Raw genomic sequence first — 21,790 nt, 5'->3', positions numbered from 1 at the left:
TCTCCCGTAAACGGTTTACAGGCTCTCATCAGAGAGTCGCTGCAACCTCATCAGAGATTTCACCGTTGTGATACACTTCCTGCACGTCGTCGCAGTCTTCGAGCATGTCGATCAGACGCAGCAGTTTCGGTGCGGTTTCCGCATCCATGTCCGCTTTGGTAGACGGGATCATGGAGACTTCAGCGTTATCCGCCTTCAGGCCAGCCGCTTCCAGCGCATCGCGCACGGCACCCATCTCTTCCCATGCGGTGTAAACATCAATAGCACCGTCGTCATAGGTCACCACGTCTTCCGCACCGGCTTCCAGCGCCGCTTCCATGATCGCATCTTCGTCGCCTTTCTCGAAGGAGATGACGCCTTTTTTGCTGAACAGGTACGCTACAGAACCGTCAGTGCCCAGGTTGCCGCCGGTTTTGGTGAACGCGTGACGCACTTCCGCAACGGTACGATTACGGTTGTCGGACAGACACTCAACCATCACCGCCGTACCGCCAGGACCGTAACCTTCATAAATGATGGTTTCCATGTTCGCGTCTTCATCACCGCCCACGCCACGTGCGATGGCACGGTTCAGGGTGTCACGCGTCATGTTGTTGGACAGGGCTTTATCCACCGCTGCGCGCAGACGTGGGTTAGAGGCCGGATCGCCGCCGCCCAGACGCGCCGCTGTCACCAGCTCACGAATGATTTTGGTAAATATTTTACCGCGTTTGGCATCCTGTGCCGCTTTGCGGTGTTTGGTGTTGGCCCACTTACTATGACCTGCCATAAAAAGTTCTCCAAAAATCGCGCCTTCTCAGGCAGCGTTAATTACAAATTCTTCAATCGCCTGCCGGTTGCTCCACGACTTGGTCAGTGCGGCGGCATCCGCCGCATCCACCCAGCGGTAGGTCAGGTGTTCCGTGAACACGATCTCCCGCTCATGGGGAAGCGCAAGGCAGAACCACGATTCCGTATTGCGCTCAATGCCCGGTGCATAGCGATGACGTAAATGGCTAAAAATTTCAAACTCCACCGTGCGCTGACAGTCCTTCAGGGTCAGTTGCTCGTAAGCAACGTCAATGGCGACCTCTTCCTTTACTTCACGCGCGGCGGCCTGCGGCGCGGTCTCTCCCTCTTCCAGGCTGCCGGTAACCGACTGCCAGAAATCCGGATCGTCGCGCCGCTGCAACATCAGCACCCGCTTCGTGTCTTCTGCATAAATGACCACCAGAACCGAAACGGGACGCTTATATGCCATATCAGTTTTTCTCTTCCTTCTTCACCACCTCAATGCCCAGCTCAGCCAGCGCGGCCGGGTTGGCAAAGCTTGGCGCTTCAGTCATCAGACACGCCGCTGCGGTGGTTTTCGGGAAGGCGATCACATCACGGATGTTGTCGGTGCCGGTCAGCAGCATGGTCAGACGGTCAAGACCGAAGGCCAGACCCGCGTGCGGAGGGGTACCGTACTTCAGGGCGTCCAGCAGGAAGCCAAACTTCTCGCGCTGCTCCTGCTCGTTAATGCCCAGAATGCCGAACACGGTCTGCTGCATTTCACCGCTGTGAATACGCACGGAACCGCCGCCCACTTCGTAGCCGTTGATGACCATATCGTAGGCGTTTGCCACCGCGTCTTCCGGCGCCGCTTTCAGCTCTGCCGCCGTCATCTCTTTTGGCGAGGTGAACGGGTGGTGCATCGCGGTCAGGCCGCCTTCACCGTCGTCTTCAAACATCGGGAAGTCGATTACCCACAGCGGCGCCCATTTGCTTTCGTCGGTCAGGTTCAGGTCTTTGCCAAGCTTCAGACGCAGCGCGCCCATCGCATCCGCAACCACTTTCTTGTTGTCTGCGCCGAAGAAGATCATGTCGCCGTCCTGCGCGCCGGTGCGCTCAAGGATCGCTTCCACGATGTCCGCATTCAGGAATTTCGCCACCGGGCTGGTGATGCCTTCCAGACCTTTTGCACGCTCGGTCACTTTAATATAGGCCAGACCTTTCGCGCCGTAGATCTTGATGAAGTTGCCGTAGTCGTCAATCTGCTTACGGCTAAGGGCAGCACCGCCCGGAACGCGCAGGGCAGCCACGCGGCCTTTCGGATCGTTAGCCGGGCCAGCAAAGACCGCGAACTCAACGGCTTTCACCAGGTCTGCCACGTCCACCAGCTCCATCGGGTTACGCAGGTCTGGTTTGTCGGAACCGTAGCGACGCTCGGCTTCCGCGAAGGTCATGACAGGGAAATCGCCCAGCTCAACGCCTTTCACGTCGTTCCACAGGCTACGCACCAGGGCTTCCATCACCTCACGCACCTGCTCAGCGGTCATGAAGGAGGTTTCCACATCGATCTGGGTAAATTCTGGCTGACGGTCAGCGCGCAGGTCTTCGTCGCGGAAGCATTTCACGATCTGATAGTAGCGATCGAAGCCGGACATCATCAGCAGCTGTTTGAAAAGCTGTGGTGACTGCGGCAGCGCGTAGAATTTGCCTTTATGGACGCGGGATGGCACCAGGTAGTCGCGCGCGCCTTCCGGCGTGGCTTTGGTCAGCATCGGGGTTTCGATATCAAGGAAACCGTGGTCATCCATAAAACGGCGCACCAGGCTGGTGATTTTCGCACGGGTTTTCAGGCGCTGAGCCATTTCCGGACGACGCAGATCCAGGTAGCGGTATTTCAGACGCGCTTCTTCGGTGTTGACGTGGTTGGAGTCCAGCGGCAACGCTTCCGCGCGGTTGATGATCGTCAGATCGGACGCCAGCACTTCGATAGCGCCGGTCGCCATGTCGGCGTTGACGTTTTTCTCGTCACGCGCACGCACGGTGCCCGTCACCTGAATGCAGAACTCATTGCGCAGCTCAGAAGCCAGCTTCAACGCATCAGCGCGATCCGGATCGAAGAACACCTGAACGATACCTTCGCGGTCACGCATATCAATAAAGATAAGGCTACCAAGATCGCGACGACGATTGACCCAACCACACAGGGTGACCTGCTGCCCGACGTGGGACTGACGCAGCTGCCCGCAATATTCTGTACGCATGAGATATCCCTTAATTAGCCGCAGGCTGATTGTCGCCTGTCTCGCAGGCTACGATGTCGCAGCTTTCTGTATGTCACAACTGGATGAAAAAAGGCGGCTATTATACTGGAAATTCTGCCGCACGATAAGAGCGAAGCACGGCCTGACGCGCGTTTGCTGAACTCTTATTGCCTATTCTCACAAAAATTAACAAAATTATCCGACCGATAACAGGCCATCACGTCGTAAGGTGTAGAAAAGCAATCATTTGACGGGAGTGACGATGTTTACACTTGATGCCACCAAAACCGCCCTTGTGGTCATTGATTTACAGGAAGGCATTCTGCCTTTTGCCGGTGGTCCGCACACCGCTGACGATGTGGTCAGCCGCGCTGCGCGCCTGGCAGAAAAATGCCGCGCCAGCGGCTCGCCTGTTGTTATGGTGCGCGTCGGCTGGTCCGCTGATTTCGCCGAAGCGTTAAAGCAGCCGGTTGATGCCAAGGCCCCGGCGCAGGCGCTGCCGGACAACTGGTGGACATATCCTGTCTCGCTCGGTAAACGCGACAGCGATATAGAAGTCACCAAACGCCAGTGGGGCGCATTCTACGGCACCGACCTGGAGCTCCAGCTGCGCCGTCGCGGGATCGACACGATTATTCTGTGCGGGATCTCCACCAACATCGGTGTGGAATCCACCGCCCGTAACGCCTGGGAGCTGGGCTTTAACCTGGTGATCGCGGAAGATGCGTGCAGCGCAGCCTCTGCGGATCAGCACCAGGGCAGCATGACCCATATCTTCCCGCGTATCGGTCGCGTGCGCAGCACGGATGAGATCCTCAGCGCGCTATGATGTACGTGGGCCTGCCCCAGTGGTCGCACCCGAAATGGGTGCGCCTGGGTATTACCAGCCTTGAAGAGTATGCCCGACACTTTAACTGCGTGGAGGGCAATACCACGCTGTACGCTCTGCCCCGCGCGGAGATCGTCGAACGCTGGCGCGAGCAAACCAGCGACGACTTCCGCTTTTGCTTTAAATTCCCGGCGACCATCTCCCACAACGCCGCGCTGCGCAACTGCGATGATTTAACCCACGAGTTTTTCACCCGGATGTCGCCTCTGGCCAACCGTATTGGCCAGTACTGGCTCCAGCTTCCCGCCACGTTTAGCCCGCGCGACCTGCCTGCCCTCTGGCAGTTTCTCGACGCCCTGCCGCATGGCTTCACCTACGGCGTAGAAGTAAGGCATCCGGAATTCTTTGCCAAGGGCGACGCGGAGAAAGCGCTCAATCGCGGCCTGCATGAACGATCGGTCAACCGCGTGATCCTCGACAGCCGCCCCGTACATAGCGCAATCCCGCACAGCGAAGCCGTTGTTGATGCCCAGCGCAAAAAACCTAAAGTGTCCGTCCACGCGATCGTAACGGCACAGAACCCGATGGTCCGGTTTATCGGCAGCGATAACATGCAGCAAAATGAGGAGATGTTCGCCGTCTGGCTGCAAACGCTGGCGAAATGGGAGCACACCACCACGCCGTACCTTTTTTTACATACGCCGGATATCGCACAGGCGCCTGAACTGGTCGATGCTCTCTGGCAGGCCTTGCAGCAGGCAGTTCCGTCGGTTGGCCCCGCGCCGTCCATCCCACAACAATCTTCTCTTTTCTGAAATCACCCCCTATCATAGAGACGTGCCATCTGCCAAAAACAGGGAGTTAGTATGGTCAGCGCGCTGTATGCGGTGTTAGGTGCATTACTGCTGATTAAGTTTTCATTTGATGTTGTGCGCCTGAGAATGCAGTACCGCGTCTCGTACGGTGACGGGGGATTTTCTGAGCTACAAAGCGCAATCCGCATTCACGGCAACGCGGTCGAGTACATTCCCGTCGCGTTAATTTTGCTGCTGTTAATGGAGATGGATGGCGCAGAAACCTGGATGGTGCACGTCTGTGGGCTACTGCTGATAGCAGGGCGTTTGATGCATTATTATGGTTTTCACCACCGCCTGATCCGCTGGCGTCGTTCCGGCATGAGCGCGACCTGGTGCTCGCTTTTGCTGATGGTGCTGGCTAACCTTTGGTATATGCCGTGGGAGTTGGTTTTCTCCTTCCATTAGCGCACAATATGCCCCTTTATTTTTCCCGGATTTTTACGTTATGTCAGATCGCGACACGCTTTTTTCCGCGCCTATCGCCAGCCTGGGCGACTGGACCTTTGATGAACGGGTAGCCGAAGTCTTCCCGGATATGATCCAGCGCTCTGTTCCCGGTTATTCCAATATTATCTCCATGATCGGCATGCTGGCGGAGCGTTTTGTTCAACCCGGCACGCAGGTCTATGACCTGGGCTGTTCGCTGGGAGCGGCAACGCTGTCCATTCGTCGTAACGTTCATCACGAAGGCTGCAAGATTGTGGCTGTCGATAACTCACCGGCTATGGTTGAACGCTGCCGTCGCCACATTGATGCGTATAAAGCCCCTACGCCTGTGGAGGTGGTAGAAGGCGATATCCGCGATATCGACATCCAGAACGCCTCGATGGTGGTACTGAACTTTACCCTTCAGTTCCTGGTACCGGACGATCGTCAGCGGTTGCTGGATAAAATTTATCAGGGCCTGAACCCGGGCGGCGCGCTGGTGTTGTCTGAGAAATTCAGCTTTGAAGACGCCAGCGTGGGCGAACTGCTGTTCAACATGCACCATGATTTCAAGCGTGCAAATGGCTACAGCGAGCTGGAGATCAGCCAGAAGCGCAGCATGCTTGAAAACGTCATGCTGACGGATTCCGTAGAAACCCATAAAGCGCGCCTGCGCAAAGCCGGATTTGAACACAGCGAACTGTGGTTCCAGTGCTTTAACTTTGGTTCTCTGGTGGCGCTTAAAGCCGGAGACGCAGCATGATCGAGTTCGGTAATTTCTATCAGCTGATTGCCAAAAACCACCTTTCCCACTGGCTGGAAACCCTGCCTGCGCAAATTGCCACCTGGCAGCGCGATCAGCAGCATGGTCTGTTGAAGCAGTGGTCCAACGCCGTGGAGTTTCTGCCTGAACTGACGCCTCATCGTCTGGATTTACTGCACAGCGTGACGGCGGAGAGCGAAGAGCCGCTCCCGGCCGGGCAGATCAACCGCATCGAAACGCTGATGCGTAACCTGATGCCGTGGCGCAAAGGGCCGTTCTCGCTGTACGGTGTAAATATCAACACCGAGTGGCGCTCTGACTGGAAGTGGGATCGCGTTCTGCCGCATTTATCCGACCTGACCGGGCGCACCATTCTGGACGTGGGCTGCGGTAGCGGCTATCACATGTGGCGCATGATCGGCGCAGGCGCGCATCTGGCCGTCGGTATCGATCCGATGCAGCTGTTCCTGTGCCAGTTTGAAGCGGTGCGTAAGCTGCTGGGTAACGACCAGCGTGCGCACCTGCTGCCGCTGGGTATCGAGCAACTCCCTGCCCTGAAAGCGTTTGATACCGTTTTCTCGATGGGCGTGCTGTACCACCGTCGTTCCCCGCTGGAGCATCTCTGGCAGTTGAAAGATCAGCTGGTCAGCGGCGGCGAACTGGTGCTGGAAACGCTGGTCATCGAAGGCGATGAACATGCCGTTCTGGTGCCGGGCGATCGCTATGCGCAGATGCGCAACGTTTACTTCATCCCTTCCGCGCTGGCGCTGAAGAACTGGCTGGAGAAATGTGGGTTTGTCGATGTACGCATCGCCGATGTGTGCGTGACGTCGGTTGAGGAACAGCGCCGCACCGACTGGATGATCACCGAATCGCTGGAGCAATTCCTCGACCCGGACGATCACAGTAAAACCGTCGAAGGCTATCCGGCCCCGATGCGTGCGGTATTGATTGCGACCAAGCCGTAGCCTTTAGCCGGGTGGCGGCTGCGCCTTACCCGGCCTACGCGTGATTTCGTAGGCCCGGTAAGCGCAGCGCCACCGGGCAAAAAAGAAAAAAAGGCCCCTGTGTAATTTGCAGGGGCCTGGTACAAGCAAGCATCATATTGGGCGACATGATGCGCGGTAAAAATCGGTACGTTGCTACACGTGATGACGTTCAATCAACGATTTCATTACCGCAACCGACTCTCCATCCACACCGTAGCGCGAGTACTCATCCGCTTCAGCATCCGTCGACATTGACAACCCTGTATTGCGATAACGCATGGGTGAAGGTATCCATTTACCCGCCGAGCTGTGCAGCTCTTCCACCCCTGCGTTTAAAAACAGTTCCAGATTGCTGGCGCGTACTCCTGCGCCCGCCATGATTATTGGAACACCGGAATGTGCTTTTAGTTCCGTAATTAATTTCAGTCCTTTTTCAGCCGAGGACTGCTGGCCCGACGTCAGAACGCGCGCCACGCCCAGTTCTGCCAGCGTATCAAAGGCTTGTATCGGATCCTGACACATATCGAACGCACGATGAAAAGTGACCGCCATCCCCCGGGCGGCGCGCATGACCTGACGCATACGCGGAAGATCGATGTTTCCGTCTACGTCCAGCACACCGATCACCAGCCCCGGAAAACCGGAATCACGGACGAGGGCGATATCCTCAAGCATGGCACTGAACTCACCCGCCGTATAACAAAAATCACCGCCGCGCGGGCGAATAATCGGGTGCACCGGAATAGTGATGGCCTGACGGGCTGATTTCAGCACGCCAAAGGACGGGGTTAATCCTCCTTCTTTCGGTGCCGCGCAAAGCTCGATGCGATCGGCCCCCTGCCGTTGCGCAGTGACGGCACACTCCACGCTGTAACAACAAATTTCCAGCAGCGCCATGTCATCCTCCTTAAATTTCACTCAACGTACCATCGTGGCACGTTGCCCGATTGGTGTCTGGATCGACGCTCACAATGCTTACGCTTCGCTGGCGACGATCTGCTCGATAGTCCAGGGATGGAATTTCACCGTCACGTTGCCGTCCGTTACGGCAAGCGTAGGGTTCGGTAAGCGTTCGCGCTCCCCTTTTGGCGAGCTGGTTTTGACGAAAATACCCGGCTGGCTTAACCCCTCGTCGGAAAGCAGCGCCAGCGCACGGGCGTTCAGCGTCTCGGGCTCCCCAGGCAGAACAATTTCGATATGCTCCCAGCCTTCGTGCGGATAACGCTTCTCTCCTGGCCAGGGCAGTTCCACAACGGTGAATTGCCAGTGCGCCACCGTTACCGGCGCGTGAAGTTTGAACAGGCAGATCGGGCGACCGTTAATGATATTCTCCGACAGCAGTTCTCCGCACTGCTCAAAGCCACGCCGCCAGCGTTCGGCGGTGGCATTCTGGTGGCAGCGCAAAGAGATGTGATCGGCCTCAAGCGGCGCGATATCCAGCCCGAGACGGGTGGCAAGTTCTGTGAACGCCTGGGTGAAGCGCGGTAAATCTGCGGAAATATCATGCAGTTCGTCAATGGTGTGCCAGTTCGCCATAGGTCAGTCTCGTTTCGTGTCGCAAAGCCGCTAATTTACTCTGTTGCCCTCTGTCGACCAACCGCAGAATCACGGTTTTTTCGACTGCATGATTATGCATACCGTCTTCGCCTGGATTCTGAGCGATCTTCGCCCCCCGCAGGGCTGACGCCCGCAGGCATTTGCAGTATACTCCCGCCCTAAATTCTTAAACTGGCGTGGGTGTTTTTTACCCGCATCAAAAACGTAAGGTATCCAGGTGAATATTCAGGCTCTTCTCTCAGAAAAAGTCAGTCAGGCACTGATTGCCGCAGGTGCGCCTGCGGATTGCGAACCACAGGTTCGTCAGTCAGCGAAAGTACAGTTTGGCGACTATCAGGCTAATGGCGTGATGGCAGTGGCTAAAAAACTGGGCATGCCGCCGCGACAGCTCGCTGAGCAGGTACTGACGCATCTGGATCTCACCGGCATCGCCAGCAAAACCGAAATCGCCGGTCCAGGCTTTATCAACATTTTCCTTGAGCCTGCATTCCTCGCAAGCCACGTTGACGCGGCGCTGAAGTCTGACCGCCTGGGCGTGGCTCAGCCAGATGCGCAGACCGTGGTGGTTGACTACTCCGCGCCAAACGTGGCGAAAGAGATGCACGTCGGTCACCTGCGCTCCACCATCATCGGTGACGCGGCGGTGCGTACCCTGGAGTTCCTTGGTCACAAGGTGATCCGCGCTAACCACGTAGGCGACTGGGGCACGCAGTTCGGCATGCTGATCGCGTATCTGGAAAAGCAGCAGCAGGAAAACGCAGGCGAAATGGCGCTGGCAGACCTGGAAGGTTTCTACCGTGAAGCCAAAAAGCACTATGACGAAGATGAAGCCTTCGCCGAGCGCGCGCGCAGCTACGTGGTGAAACTTCAAGGCGGCGACCCGTACTTCCTCGAGATGTGGCGCAAGCTGGTGGACATTACCATGTCCCAGAATCAGCTCACCTATAACCGTCTGAACGTGACCCTGACCCGTGACGACGTGATGGGTGAAAGCCTGTATAACCCGATGCTGCCAGGCATTGTGGCGGACCTGAAAGCTAAAAATCTGGCGGTGGAAAGCGAAGGCGCAACGGTGGTGTTCCTTGATGAGTATAAAAACAAGGAAGGCGAACCGATGGGTGTGATCGTCCAGAAAAAGGATGGCGGCTATCTCTACACCACCACCGACATCGCCTGTGCGAAATACCGTTACGAAACCCTGCATGCGGACCGCGTGCTGTATTACATCGACTCCCGTCAGCACCAGCACCTGATGCAGGCGTGGACTATCGTGCGTAAAGCGGGTTATGTGCCGGATTCCGTGCCGCTGGAACATCACATGTTCGGCATGATGCTGGGTAAAGACGGTAAGCCGTTCAAAACCCGTGCGGGCGGCACCGTGAAGCTTTCCGATCTGCTGGATGAAGCGCTGGAACGCGCGCGTCGCCTGGTGGCCGAGAAGAACCCGGATATGCCTGCTGACGAGCTGGAGAAACTGGCTAACGCGGTTGGGATCGGCGCGGTGAAATACGCGGATCTCTCCAAGAACCGTACCACCGACTATATCTTCGACTGGGACAATATGCTGGCGTTTGAAGGCAACACGGCGCCATACATGCAGTACGCTTATACCCGCGTACTCTCCGTCTTCCGTAAAGCCAATATCGACGAAAGCGTGCTGGCGAATGCCACGGTGACCCTTACCGAAGACCGTGAAGCACAGCTGGCTGCCCGCCTGCTTCAGTTCGAAGAGACGCTCTCCGTGGTCGCGCGTGACGGTACGCCGCACGTTATGTGTGCATACCTGTACGATCTGGCCGGTCTGTTCTCTGGCTTCTACGAACACTGCCCTATCCTCTCTGCTGAGAGCGAAGCGGTGCGTCACAGCCGCCTGAAGCTGGCGCAGCTGACGGCGAAGACACTGAAGCTCGGTCTGGATACCCTGGGTATCGAAACCGTAGAACGTATGTAAAAAAGAAACCCGGCGAGCGCCGGGTTTTTTATTATCAGAAATATTTCCGCAAATATTCCGTCAGACACAGAATCGCCATTGCCTGTCCATACGGCATCGAGGTCAGCGGTATCTGGCGGTAAAACGCCAGATCGCTGCCCATCCCCGTCCCGAAGGACGTTTGCAGCAGCTCCCCTTCCGGCGAGATGTTTTGCACGATACCGCGAATCGCTTTCTCCGCCACCTCTGCGTACTCTGCGCCGACATAACGCTTGCGCACGGCTTTCAGAATGCCGTAGGCAAACCCTGCCGTGGCCGACGCCTCCAGATAAGAATCAGGATCGTCCAGCAGCGTATGCCACAATCCACTCTCGTCCTGACATTTTGCCAGTGCGGCGATCTGCGCGTTCAGTACCTGCACCAGATAGCGACGAACGGCGTTGTTTTCCGGCAGATCCACCAGCTCGAGGAAATCCGGGATCACGATGGTCAGCCAGCTGTTGCCGCGCGCCCAGCGGGCCCGGGCAAAGTTGTGATTGCCGTCGTAATTCCAGCCGTGGAACCACAGCCCGGTCTCCCGATCCATCAGATTCTGTACGTGGAGCAGAAACTGATAGTTCGCCTCCTCGACGTACTCCGGCTTGTTCAGCAGCTTGCCGATTTTCGCCAGCGGCAGCACCGTCATCATCAGCGTGTCATCCCACATCTGCTGATGGTTCTCTTCCGCCAGGGTGATGTGCTGCATGCCGCCATGTTCGGTGCGCGGCATCTCATTCATCGCCCATTCCGCCCAGCTTTCCAGCCACGGCAGCCAGGCAGGGTTTTTGGTCTCTTCGTAGCGATACGCCAGCGTCAGGAACGGCGACATGGTATTCACGTTTTTGGTGGTTGCGCCTTCAGCGAAACGGTCAGCAAACCAGCTGTCGATAATCTCGCGCATGCCTTCGTCACCGGTCTGGCAGTAATACTGCCAGATACCGTATAAACCGACGCCGTGGGTCCATTCCCATCCGGCCCAGCCTTTGGTGTCGATCACGCGCCCGTCGTCCAGCCGCAGCAAAAACTCACCCGTTTTGTCGTGGATACTGACCAGGTTATGCGTCACCTTTTGAATCAGCGATTTCAGCTCATCCCTGGCGATAAAGCGCTCAGGCTGACGCAGTAACGGGCTATGTTTGACAGGCCAAACTTTCATCATCTTAACCTCTGTTGTATGTCGAATTCAGTACCGCACGATCCTTCAGCGAAGGGGCCGCCGGCTTATTGCGATTCAGATAACCGATGTTGTTGTTGCCCCACAGGGATTCATACGGCATACCGGCCAGCATCTCCACGGTAGCGCGGGCCTGCGGGGTCACCGCCTCTGGCATCGCATGGCCGGACTCGCGCATTTTCGTGGTCTCTTCACGCAGGGTGCTGTGGGTCTGCAAATTGAGTTTGAAGCGCAGGGAGACAAGGAAGCCGCAGAACAGCACCAGAATAGTGCCAACGCTCAGGATCATCAGAATGGTGTGGCTCACTTCCGCAGGCTGCACTTTTTGCCCGCTGACAAAGCCCGACATCTGCATCACGATCCCCACCAGCATCACCGCACCGGCCTGAGACGCTTTACGGGTCAGCGTCATGATGCCCGCGAAGATCCCTTCGCGACGCTGACCGGTGATCACTTCGTCCACGTCAGCAATGTAGGTGTAGGTATTCCACGGTACGTAGTTGATACCCCCGCGGCCAAGACCGGCAACCGCAGAGATCAGCAGCAGCAGAGCGTAAACGTCGCTCAGGCCCGCGTAATAAAGCACCGCGTAAGAGAGCGAAGCCAGACCAAACAGCACGACCACCATGCGGTAAGACGGCGCAGGTCCGAAGCGAATGCACAGCGGGATCATGCCGATCACGGCGAGGAACTGGAAAATGGCCATCGTGCCCAGCAGGTTGGACGCCATTGACGCCTCCTGCATCAGCACAAATACCACGTAATAAGTGAACACCGCATTAAAGACGTCCTGGGCGATGTAGCCGCCAAGGTACATTCCCAGATGCTGGCGGAAAATCTTGATGCGCAGCGTCGAACTTAATTCGACAAAAAGACGGTTCAGGCTCTGGCCCAGGGTCAGCTTTTTCTTCTCTTCTTCAGCACGCAGGGCCGCTTCAGACCACTCTTCCCGCGGACGCTCCCAGGTGAAGAACCAGACGAAAGTAAGCATCAGCGCGCAGAGTACGGAGAAGACCAGGCTTGCATAGAAGAAGGAGATCGCGTTGTCTTTGCCGAAATGCGTGAGCAGGATCCCCGGCAGGAAGGAGGCCAGAATGGCGGACATCTGCGCCATTGAGATACGCGCCCCGGAGAATTTGGTTTTCTGTTTGAAATCGTCCGTCATCTCCGGCACCAGCGTTTCGTATGGCACCAGGATCATGGTGTAGACGATATCAAAGATCAGATAGGTCAGCAGGTAGTACCAGAAACTCATGTCCCCTACCCACATCAGCGAGTAGCTGAAAACGCAGGGAATACCGAGCAGGATGAAGAACTTACGACGGCCAAAACGCTTGCCCAGCCAGGTGGTGCCAAAGTTATCGGTCAAAAAGCCCATTAACGGGCTGACAACCGCATCCAGCACCCTTGCGGCAGCGAAGATAAAGGTTGCTTCAATCGGTGTGAGTCCACAGAAGGTGGTATAAAAATACAAAAGCCAGGCGGCCGTCAGGGCGGTAGTCCCCGCCCCGAGGAAGTCCCCTGACCCGTAAGCAAAATAATTTGCGAGTCCAATTTTACGTGTTTTCATTGCCGTCAACCCTAATCAGTTTTGGGAGACTCCCTGTAAGCAACCTCGTCCGGGAGTTTTTACACGGCTACAGTAAAAGTATCGACCTGTTGATACCTTTCTGTTTCTGCCATCACAAAGTGGTGAATGGCAAAAACGCAAAGAGTGTCAATACGCGTGTCACTGATTTATAAAACAGCGTTTCTTTTGTATCAAAAGGGAAGGTCATTTTTGCGAGCCAGCCTTCAGAAATGCCTGGAGACTGGCGAAAAGGCGGGCAGTTAGCGGTAGTTGACGAGCACCTCGTTGCGCTGAACCTTCAGCGCCGGGATGAGACGTCCACCGCCTGGCACTTCCCAGATAAAGCGTAAAGGCTCCTGAGCAGACACCCCGTTGAAGGCCTGGGTAGTGCCACGTTGACCCTCGATTTCCGCGCAGCGGGTCAGCGAGCACAGCCGCACCTGCAACCCGGCCGGTGTGGGTCCCGTCAGGGTGTAATTCCAGGCCACCAGCGTCATCTGCCCGGACACGGGCTCAGAGGCGGACAGCGGACGGGAGGAGATCGACTCACCCCGATGGTTGAGCGTCAAGCCGATACTGCTGGCCTGCCATGCCCCCTCGCCTGCGGCCTGCGCCGCCAGCGGGAAAAGTAAGATCCACAGCCACTTACGCATTATTTCCCTCCTATGGTCGCCGTCATGCGAATATTGCGGTTATCGGACAGCTCCATATTCGACAGCACTACCAGCTGGTTCAGGCTCCGGCGCAGGAAGCGCGACAGCAGCGGGCGCAGCGCGTGATTCACCAGCAGCACCGGCGGCGCGCCCAGCATCTCCTGACGCGCCAGCGCCTCCTGGGTTTGCGCCAGTAATCTGTCCGCCAGACCCGGCTCCAGCCCGCCACCGCCCTGCAACGCCTGAAGCAGCAGACGTTCCAGCGGCGTATCCAGGCCAATAACCTGCACTTCGCCGGTTCCCGGGAACCATTGCTGGGTAATGGCGCGTCCGAGCGCCACGCGCACCACCGCCGTCAATTCGTGCGGATCGCTTTGCAGCGGCGCATGTTCGGCCAGCGTTTCAAGGATGGTACGCATATCGCGAATGGGCACCTTCTCGTCGAGCAGATTTTGCAGCACTTTATGCAGGGTGGTTAAGGTCAGCACGCCCGGCACCAAATCTTCGGTCAGCTTCGGCATCTCCTGCGTTACGCGGTCGAGCAACTGCTGCGCCTCCTGACGACCAAACAGTTCCGCAGAGAACTGGCCAATCAGGTGGTTGAGGTGCGTCGCCACCACGGTACTGGCCTCAACGACCGTGTAACCCTGAATCTGCGCCTGCTCTTTCAGGGCGCTCTCAATCCAGATTGCCGCCAGACCAAAGGCCGGGTCGGTCGTCTGCTCACCCGGCAGCGTGCCTGCGGCGGTGCCCGGGTTAATCGCCAGCCAGCGGCCGGGGTACGCATCACCGCTGCCGATTTCCACCCCTTTCATCAGGATGCGGTAGCGCGCGGGCGGGAGATCCATATTGTCCCGGATGTGGACCACCGGCGGCAGGAAGCCCATATCCTGGGCGAATTTTTTACGAATGCTGCGGATACGGCCAAGCAGCTCACCATCCTGCTGGAAATCCACCATCGGGATCAGGCGGTACCCCACTTCCATCCCCAGCGAATCTTCGAGCTGTACGTCGTTCCAGGTGGCTTCCACCGCCTGGGTGTTCTCAGGCATTTTGACTGGCGCTGGCTCTGCCTTAGGCTGCGTTTCACGGCCACGCATCCACCAGGCAAGCCCCAGCAGCGCAGCGGTGAACAGCAGGAATACCAGGTTTGGCATGCCTGGCACCATACCGAGCAGGCCCAGCACCGCCGCGGAGAGCAGCATAACGCGCGGGTTGCTGAAGAGCTGCCCCACCATCTGCTCGCCCACGTCCTGATCGGTACTGACGCGAGTCACAATCACGCCCGCCGCGGTGGAGATCACCAGCGCCGGGATCTGCGCCACCAGACCGTCACCAATGGTCAGCAGCGTATAGCTTTCCGCCGCGTGGCCCATGTCCATGCCGTGTTGCAGCACGCCGACGAGCAGGCCGCCGACGACGTTAATCACCATGATCAGAATGCCCGCGATGGCGTCACCGCGCACAAACTTACTCGCACCGTCCATGGAGCCGTAGAAATCTGCCTCCTGGGTCACTTCGGCACGGCGTTTTTTCGCTTCATCTTCCGCGATCAGCCCGGCATTCAGGTCCGCGTCGATGGCCATCTGCTTGCCCGGCATCCCGTCGAGCACGAAGCGCGCGCCCACTTCAGCGATACGCCCCGCCCCTTTAGTGATAACCATGAAGTTGATAATCACCAGAATGACGAACACCACGATACCGATGGCGAAGTTGCCGCCCACCAGGAAGTGACCGAAGGCTTCGACCACCTTGCCCGCCGCCGCCGCGCCGGTGTGCCCTTCCATCAGGATGATACGCGTGGAGGCAACGTTCAGCGCCAGGCGCAGCAGCGTGGTGAACAGCAGGATCGTTGGAAACGCGGCGAACTCCAGCGTGCGCTGGGTGAACATCGCCACCAGCAACACCATGATGGACAACGCAATGTTGAAGGTGAAAAGCAGGTCGAGGATAAATGCCGGTAACGGCAGCACCATCATCGACAGAATTAGCAGGATCAGAATCGGTCCGGCAAGGATCTGCCATTGCGTCGATTTCAGGTTGCCGGGCAGGCGCAACATTGCCACCAGATTAGCCATCAGTGTCCTTCTCGTTCAAAAAATCCAGTGCTTCAGGCACCGGCAGGTTCTCAGGTTTTACAGGTCGTTGACCGCCCGCTAAACGCCAGCGTTTCAGTTGCCACACCCAGGCCAGCACCTCTGCGACAGCGGCGTAGAGCTGGCCCGGGATTTGTTGTCCAATTTCCGCGTGGCGATACAGCGCGCGAGCCAGCGGCGGTGCTTCCAGGATCGGCACACGGTTTTCCGTGGCGATTTCACGAATGCGCAGCGCAATCAGCCCGGCCCCTTTCGCCACCACTTTCGGCGCGCTCATTTTGTTTTCGTCGTACTGAAGCGCCACGGAATAGTGAGTCGGGTTGGTGACGATGACGTCGGCTTTCGGCACATCTTCCATCATGCGCCGACGCGCGGCGGCGCGCTGCATCTGGCGGATACGGCCCTTAACGTGCGGGTCGCCTTCCATCTGTTTATATTCATCGCGGATGTCCTGACGCGACATTCGCAGCTTTTTGATATGGGAATAGATCTGGAAGATAACGTCGAACGCCACCATCGGAATAATGCTGAGTACCACCAGCAGCGAGCATAACCCGACCAGGTTCAGGGCATTCTTCATCGCCGTCATCGGGGACTCGCTGATGAGGCGCATCATCTCCGGCCAGTGGTGCCACAGAAAAAACCCGGCGGTACTGCCCATAAGAAGCGATTTCAGGATCGCTTTAAGAAGCTCAGCCCCGGTTTGCGCGGAAAACATTTTCGCAATGCCGGGGAACGGATTGAGCTTAGAGAATTTCGGTTGCAGCGATTTTCCGCTGAACACCAGGCCACCGAGCATGACCGGCGAAACCAGGGCCACGATGACCACGCCCGCGATCAGCGGCAGCAAGGCGAGCATCGCGCTTTTCACAAGGTTGATGATCTGAATGAGGATCAGATTGGGGTCATTGACCATGCTGTGATCAAAACGTAAGCCAGCAGAAAGCATTCCCGCCAGTCTGCGGGCGAGCATCTCCCCGCCCCACCAGATTATGCAGACGCCCACCACCAGGATCAGCAGGGATGTCAGCTCTCGGGATCGGGGGATCTGCCCATCCTCACGGGCTTTTTCAAGTCGGTGGGGTGTGGGGGCTTCTGTTTTGTCGTCGTTCTCTTCTGCCACTGTGCCTGCTCGCAGCCCATTAATTCACGGGTATCATGCCAGCGCAGAGAAAATCCAATGGCGGGAAAAGCCCGTTTATTCGGGCTCTTTTCGCTGTTTTTATTCTGAGCTGCCTCAGGCCGCGTTAACGACCTGAGGCAAAACGGGCAATCAGAAACCAAGACTGTCCAGCAGATCGTCCACCTGATCCTGGCTTGCCACCACGCCCGCTTTGCTGGTGTCAAGCTGTGGACCATTGAGCAGGCTTTCGTTCTCGCGTTTCGGACGGGCAGCCGGTTCCGGTATGTTCTCCAGCAGTACCATCAGCAGCTGACGTTCAATCTCCTGAATCACATCCATCATGCGCTTGATCACCTGGCCGGTGAGGTCCTGGAAATCCTGTGCCATCATGATGTCCAGCAGCTGGGCATTGGTGAAGCTGGTGTGGCCCGGCACGTCACCCAGGTACTGACGGGTATCCGTTACCAGTTCGCGGGCATCCGCCAGCTCAATAGGGTTCTCAAACCACTCATCCCAGCGTTTGCTCAGCGCTTTCGCCCCCTTCTCCATCGCATCCTGGTGCGGCTGCGAGGCTTCAACGCTGTTCAGCGCACGCTCGGCCGCCTGCGCGGTCATCTGTACGACGTAGTCCAGACGGTCGCGCGCGTCAGGGATGGCTTCCGCCGCTTCGGCGATAGCCTGGTCCAGCCCCAGCTCACGCAGGCTGTCGCGCAGCATGCGGGTCAGGCTACCAATGCGGGCAATAATGTCGCTCGGCGAATGTTCTTCAACGGGTTTCATAGCAGGTTGCAACATATCCATCACCTCACATGCCGAGTTTCTCGAAGATCTTCCCGAGCTTCTCTTCCAGAGTCGCCGCGGTGAATGGCTTCACCACGTAGCCGCTTGCGCCCGCCTGTGCAGCGGCAATAATGTTCTCTTTCTTCGCTTCTGCGGTCACCATCAGCACCGGCAAAGAGGCCATGCCCGCATCCGCGCGGATGGTTTTCAGCAGTTCGAGACCGTCCATGTTCGGCATGTTCCAGTCGGAAATCACAAAACCAAACCCGCCAGCCTGGAGTTTGTTCAGCGCATCCACCCCGTCTTCTGCTTCTTCAACATTGTTGAAGCCCAGCTCTTTCAGCAGGTTGCGCACAATGCGACGCATGGTGGAAAAGTCATCCACAACCAAAAACTTAAGCTCTTTATCCGCCATAAAATAATACTCCTGAGTCAAATACGTATTGCCTGTCCGGCACTGATTTTCGCCAGCATCTGCTGGCTTACCTGGCTAAGATCGACCACTTCGCTTACGCCACCCATATTGATGGCCTCGCGCGGCATGCCGAACACCACACAACTTGCTTCATTCTGCGCAATCGTCCAGGCGCCAGCCTGGTGCATCGCAAGCATTCCGGCGGCGCCGTCGTTGCCCATTCCCGTCAGGATCACCCCAACGGCGTTGCGCCCCGCATGTTTCGCCACCGAATGAAACAGCACATCCACCGACGGACGGTGCCGGTTAACCGGCGGCCCGTCATGAATTTTGATTTGATAGTTCGCCCCGCTGCGCGCCAGCTCCATGTGCTTGTCACCCGGGGCGATATAGGCGTGACCCGGCAGCACGCGCTCGCCGTCTTCCGCCTCTTTCACGCTGATCTGGCACAGCTTATTCAGGCGCTCCGCGAACGAACGGGTAAACCCTGGCGGCATATGTTGCGTGATCAGAATACCCGGGCTTGAGAGCGGCAATGGCTGGAGTACATGGCGAATTGCCTCTGTTCCTCCGGTTGACGCCCCAATGACCAGCAACTTTTCCGAGCTGAGTAACGGCCCTGCCTTCAGGGTTGCCGGAGCTGCCATCGGCTTGTGGGCCGCGAGTTTTGCGCGCGACGCGGTACGGATTTTCTCGGCGATCATCTCGCTGTACGCCAGCATCCCCTCGCGAATGCCGAGCTGCGGCTTGGTGACAAAATCCACCGCCCCCAGCTCCAGCGCGCGCAGGGTGATTTCTGAACCTTTACCGGTCAGAGATGACACCATCACCACCGGCATCGGGCGCAGGCGCATTAATTTTTCCAGGAAATCGATGCCATCCATGCGCGGCATTTCAACATCCAGCGTCAGCACGTCGGGGTTATATTTTTTGATTAAATCCCGCGCGACCAGCGGATCGGGCGCTGTCGCCACCATCTCCATATCGCTGTGGCTATTGATGATTTCGGTCATGATCTGACGCATTAGCGCTGAATCATCGACAGACAATACCCTGATTTTACTCATGCTTTTTCCTTACTCAGCGCATATACCGTTTGCCCACGCAGGCTAAACTCACGCACGAGGTTGCTGAAGTTTTCCGAGTGCCCGGCAAACAGTAAACCGTCAGGCTTGAGCAACGGAACAAAGCGACGCAGGATGTCCTGTTGCGTCGTTTTATCAAAATAGATCATCACGTTACGGCAAAAAATGGCGTCGAATGGCCCCGGCACGTTGTACTGCTTATCCAGTAAATTAACGGGAGCAAATTCCACGCAGTTCGCCAGCTCCTGGCGTACGCGCACCAGTCCTTCATGCGGGCCGGTACCGCGCATGAAGTAACGCTGTAGCTGCTGAGGAGACAGCGTTTTAAGCTCATCCTGGCGATAAACGCCGTTACGGGCTTTTTCCAGCACTTCGGTATCGATGTCGCTGGCGTACACTTTCCAGCGGCCCGGCGCCATGCCCAGGGTGTCCGCCAGGGTGATGGCCAGCGAGTACGGTTCTTCCCCGGTAGAGGCCGCCGCGCTCCAGACGCGATACTCTCCGCTACGGCGACGGGCGTGTTCCGCCAGCACCGGGAAGTGATGCGCCTCGCGGAAAAACGCGGTCAGGTTGGTGGTTAATGAGTTGATAAATGCCTGCCATTCGGCGCTGTTCTGGTTCGCTTCGAGCATGCTCAGATAGCGGCCAAAATCATCCAGCCCCAGCGTACGCAAGCGCCGCACCAGCCGGTTGTAGACCATGTCTCGCTTATGGTCCGCAAGCACGATCCCCGCACGCTGGTAGATTAACTGACATATCCGACGAAAATGCGCGTCGGACAGCGCGAGGCGCTGTGTCATCTGCAACAATAATGACGTTTGCCCTGAGGGCATGGGTGATGTCATAGCGCCTTCTTAATCACATTCAGGATACAACGGGCACGGCCTGTGACCGTCCGACTTCTGTTACTGCTTCAACGTGCTCTTTCACATTAAATACGGCGACCAACCCGGTAAGGTGATCCGCCTGGTTTGCCAGCTGATCGGTAGCCGCCGCCGCCTCTTCCACCAGTGAGGCGTTCTGCTGCGTAACCTGATCCATCTGTGTAACGGCCTGCGCCACCTGCTCAATACCACGGCGTTGTTCATCAGACGCCGAGGCAATCTCGCCCATAATGTCGTTAACCCGCGTCACGGAGGTGACAATCTCGTGCATGGTCTGCGCGGCGGTATCCACCAGCGCGGAGCCCTGCTGAACGCGGGAGACCGACTCTTCTATCAGCCCTTTGATCTCTTTCGCCGCATTGGCGCTGCGGCTGGCGAGGTTTCGGACTTCACCGGCAACCACCGCGAACCCGCGCCCCTGCTCCCCGGCACGCGCCGCTTCAACGGCCGCGTTCAGCGCCAGAATATTGGTCTGGAACGCGATACCGTCGATGACGCTGATAATGTCGCCAATTTTCTGCGAGCTGGCGGCAATCTCCTGCATCGTGCTGGCGACGTGAGAGGCCTGATCGCCCCCACGTTTCGCCGTCATCGCCGCCTGTTTTGACAAGTCGGACGCCTGACGCGCGTTATCGGCGTTCTGGCTTACCGTCGCGGTCAGTTGCTCCATGCTGGCCGCCGTCTGCGCCAGCGATGCCGCCTGCTGTTCGGTGCGGGATGAGAGATCGTTATTGCCTGCCGCAATCTCGGAGATCCCGGTATGCATGGCGTAACTGCCCTGGCGAACGTTGCTTACCGTTTCCCGCAGCGACCCCTGCATCGCCTTCAGGCTGGCGAAAATCGCTGATATTTCATTCCTGCCATACACGGCCACCGGACGCGCCAGATCGCCCTTCGCCATACTGTCGAAGTGGCTGCTGACGATGGCCAGCGGCTGGACGATCATTTTGCGCGACCACCACAGCGAGCCGCCGGTCAGCAGGGCGGCCAGGATCACCATGGTCAGGAAAATCGCCCCTGACATGCGGTAGCTGGTACGGCTGTCCGCACCGGCACGCGCCACAAACTGGTTAATATCCTGCTGCCAGGCGTTAAAGCTGCCGTCGAACGCCGCCTGAGACGCCTGCACCGGCGCGGTCAGGAAGTCAGAAAGCTGGTTGTTCTCCAGCCACGTCGCCTGATGGTCGAGATCGCCGTACCACACATCAAAGGTCTTTTTCATGGCGACTTTCAGCGCTTTCTCTTTCTCACTGACCGCCTCCTGCGCCGTAAAGGCCTTAAACTGCGCGTCGGCCTGCTTCAGGCTGCTGCGGGCCACGACCATCAGCGCCTTAATATCCTCCGGCGGATAGCTCAGCGCGGTTAACGTCCCTGCTTTGTTCAGCGCCGTGCTTGCCTGCAACAGCACGGCACGCGTTTGTGCCAGTGCGGAGCGCTGCTGATTACTCGTCTCAACTTCCTGCAAATTCTGATAGCCATCGCGAAACGCCCAGAAAGACAACCCGTTACTGCCAACCTGCAAAACCCCACACAGGATCAGAATCAAAAACAGTGTGGTCGAGATACGAATACGATTTAACATCCACGCTCCCATCAAGCGGCAAGC

At 57.5% G+C, this 21,790-nt stretch carries 21 protein-coding genes; 6 read left to right on the top strand and 15 right to left on the bottom strand.

Annotation, left to right across the window (positions count from 1 at the left end):
• Window positions 1-28: 28 nt before the first annotated feature.
• Genes SK58_RS11085 through aspS form a run of 3 tightly spaced genes read right to left on the bottom strand, consistent with a single transcriptional unit; the run spans window position 29 to window position 3,014 of the window.
• The gene (locus SK58_RS11085) at window positions 29-769 is read right to left on the bottom strand and encodes a YebC/PmpR family DNA-binding transcriptional regulator (protein WP_003859747.1); all 741 of its coding nucleotides are present in this window, start codon (window positions 767-769) and stop codon (window positions 29-31) included.
• Between the two features lie 27 nt (window positions 770-796).
• Complete coding sequence (nudB, locus tag SK58_RS11080) at window positions 797-1,240, bottom strand: dihydroneopterin triphosphate diphosphatase (protein WP_003859745.1); 444 nt, start codon at window positions 1,238-1,240, stop codon at window positions 797-799.
• A 1-nt stretch (window position 1,241) separates the two neighbouring features.
• A complete protein-coding gene (gene aspS / locus SK58_RS11075; protein WP_017384352.1) occupies window positions 1,242-3,014 on the bottom strand; it encodes an aspartate--tRNA ligase in 1,773 nt (590 codons plus the stop codon).
• A gap of 262 nt (window positions 3,015-3,276) precedes the next feature.
• Here aspS and SK58_RS11070 point away from each other — a divergent pair, with 262 nt between their 5' ends.
• From SK58_RS11070 to cmoB, 5 genes are read left to right on the top strand one after another with little or no spacing between them, the layout of a single operon-like run.
• Window positions 3,277-3,843 carry a hydrolase gene (locus SK58_RS11070; protein WP_015570278.1) on the top strand — a complete coding sequence of 189 codons (567 nt, stop codon included), beginning with the start codon at window positions 3,277-3,279 and terminating at the stop codon, window positions 3,841-3,843.
• Entirely contained in the window at window positions 3,840-4,658 is an 819-nt protein-coding gene (locus tag SK58_RS11065; RefSeq protein ID WP_048219877.1) for a DUF72 domain-containing protein, read from the top strand. Before SK58_RS11070 ends, SK58_RS11065 begins: the two co-directional genes overlap by 4 nt.
• 51 nt (window positions 4,659-4,709) lie before the next feature.
• Window positions 4,710-5,105 (top strand): MAPEG family protein, encoded by a 396-nt coding sequence (locus SK58_RS11060; RefSeq protein ID WP_003859737.1) that lies wholly within the window; start codon window positions 4,710-4,712, stop codon window positions 5,103-5,105.
• Between the two features lie 40 nt (window positions 5,106-5,145).
• A complete protein-coding gene (gene cmoA / locus SK58_RS11055; RefSeq protein WP_003859735.1) occupies window positions 5,146-5,889 on the top strand; it encodes a carboxy-S-adenosyl-L-methionine synthase CmoA in 744 nt (247 codons plus the stop codon).
• Window positions 5,886-6,857 carry a tRNA 5-methoxyuridine(34)/uridine 5-oxyacetic acid(34) synthase CmoB gene (cmoB, locus tag SK58_RS11050; protein ID WP_032648765.1) on the top strand — a complete coding sequence of 324 codons (972 nt, stop codon included), beginning with the start codon at window positions 5,886-5,888 and terminating at the stop codon, window positions 6,855-6,857. The genes cmoA and cmoB overlap by 4 nt, the downstream gene beginning before the upstream one ends.
• Window positions 6,858-7,031: 174 nt before the next feature.
• Here cmoB and cutC read toward each other — a convergent pair whose 3' ends face one another.
• Together cutC and SK58_RS11040 are read right to left on the bottom strand one after the other, a co-directional pair.
• Window positions 7,032-7,775: a copper homeostasis protein CutC gene (gene cutC / locus SK58_RS11045; protein ID WP_017384404.1), complete on the bottom strand. Its 744-nt coding sequence runs from the start codon at window positions 7,773-7,775 to the stop codon at window positions 7,032-7,034.
• Window positions 7,776-7,853: 78 nt separating this feature from the next.
• Window positions 7,854-8,414: a VOC family protein gene (locus tag SK58_RS11040; RefSeq protein ID WP_015570274.1), complete on the bottom strand. Its 561-nt coding sequence runs from the start codon at window positions 8,412-8,414 to the stop codon at window positions 7,854-7,856.
• A gap of 238 nt (window positions 8,415-8,652) precedes the next feature.
• Between SK58_RS11040 and argS the strand changes: the two genes are divergently transcribed.
• Window positions 8,653-10,386: an arginine--tRNA ligase gene (argS, locus tag SK58_RS11035; protein WP_040117795.1), complete on the top strand. Its 1,734-nt coding sequence runs from the start codon at window positions 8,653-8,655 to the stop codon at window positions 10,384-10,386.
• A gap of 34 nt (window positions 10,387-10,420) precedes the next feature.
• On the opposite strand, the gene SK58_RS11030 is transcribed toward argS, so the two are convergent.
• The 10 genes from SK58_RS11030 to tap form a co-directional block, all read right to left on the bottom strand.
• A complete protein-coding gene (locus SK58_RS11030) occupies window positions 10,421-11,560 on the bottom strand; it encodes a beta-galactosidase BglB (RefSeq protein ID WP_047747363.1) in 1,140 nt (379 codons plus the stop codon).
• A 4-nt stretch (window positions 11,561-11,564) separates the two neighbouring features.
• Window positions 11,565-13,148 (bottom strand): MFS transporter, encoded by a 1,584-nt coding sequence (locus SK58_RS11025; protein WP_047740857.1) that lies wholly within the window; start codon window positions 13,146-13,148, stop codon window positions 11,565-11,567.
• Window positions 13,149-13,408: 260 nt separating this feature from the next.
• Window positions 13,409-13,801 (bottom strand): flagellar protein FlhE, encoded by a 393-nt coding sequence (locus tag SK58_RS11020; RefSeq protein WP_015570272.1) that lies wholly within the window; start codon window positions 13,799-13,801, stop codon window positions 13,409-13,411.
• Window positions 13,801-15,879, bottom strand: coding sequence for a flagellar biosynthesis protein FlhA (gene flhA, locus SK58_RS11015; RefSeq protein WP_003859723.1), 2,079 nt, complete (start codon window positions 15,877-15,879; stop codon window positions 13,801-13,803). Before flhA ends, SK58_RS11020 begins: the two co-directional genes overlap by 1 nt.
• Window positions 15,872-17,020 (bottom strand): flagellar biosynthesis protein FlhB, encoded by a 1,149-nt coding sequence (gene flhB / locus SK58_RS11010; protein ID WP_017693236.1) that lies wholly within the window; start codon window positions 17,018-17,020, stop codon window positions 15,872-15,874. The genes flhA and flhB overlap by 8 nt, the downstream gene beginning before the upstream one ends.
• A gap of 150 nt (window positions 17,021-17,170) precedes the next feature.
• On the bottom strand, window positions 17,171-17,815 hold the full coding sequence (gene cheZ / locus SK58_RS11005) for a protein phosphatase CheZ (RefSeq protein ID WP_003859718.1): 645 nt from the start codon (window positions 17,813-17,815) through the stop codon (window positions 17,171-17,173).
• Between the two features lie 10 nt (window positions 17,816-17,825).
• Entirely contained in the window at window positions 17,826-18,215 is a 390-nt protein-coding gene (cheY, locus tag SK58_RS11000; RefSeq protein ID WP_000763862.1) for a chemotaxis response regulator CheY, read from the bottom strand.
• Between the two features lie 17 nt (window positions 18,216-18,232).
• On the bottom strand, window positions 18,233-19,282 hold the full coding sequence (locus SK58_RS10995; RefSeq protein ID WP_014884341.1) for a protein-glutamate methylesterase/protein-glutamine glutaminase: 1,050 nt from the start codon (window positions 19,280-19,282) through the stop codon (window positions 18,233-18,235).
• Complete coding sequence (cheR, locus tag SK58_RS10990; RefSeq protein WP_017384409.1) at window positions 19,279-20,145, bottom strand: protein-glutamate O-methyltransferase CheR; 867 nt, start codon at window positions 20,143-20,145, stop codon at window positions 19,279-19,281. Before cheR ends, SK58_RS10995 begins: the two co-directional genes overlap by 4 nt.
• 19 nt (window positions 20,146-20,164) lie before the next feature.
• Complete coding sequence (gene tap, locus SK58_RS10985; protein ID WP_017693235.1) at window positions 20,165-21,766, bottom strand: methyl-accepting chemotaxis protein IV; 1,602 nt, start codon at window positions 21,764-21,766, stop codon at window positions 20,165-20,167.
• Window positions 21,767-21,790: the final 24 nt, after the last annotated feature.

The organism is Enterobacter sp. BIDMC93, assembly GCF_001037805.1.
Taxonomy (GTDB): domain Bacteria; phylum Pseudomonadota; class Gammaproteobacteria; order Enterobacterales; family Enterobacteriaceae; genus Enterobacter; species Enterobacter hormaechei_C.
Note: the sequence above shows the minus strand (reverse complement) of the source record. Positions and strands in the feature narration are given on the sequence as shown.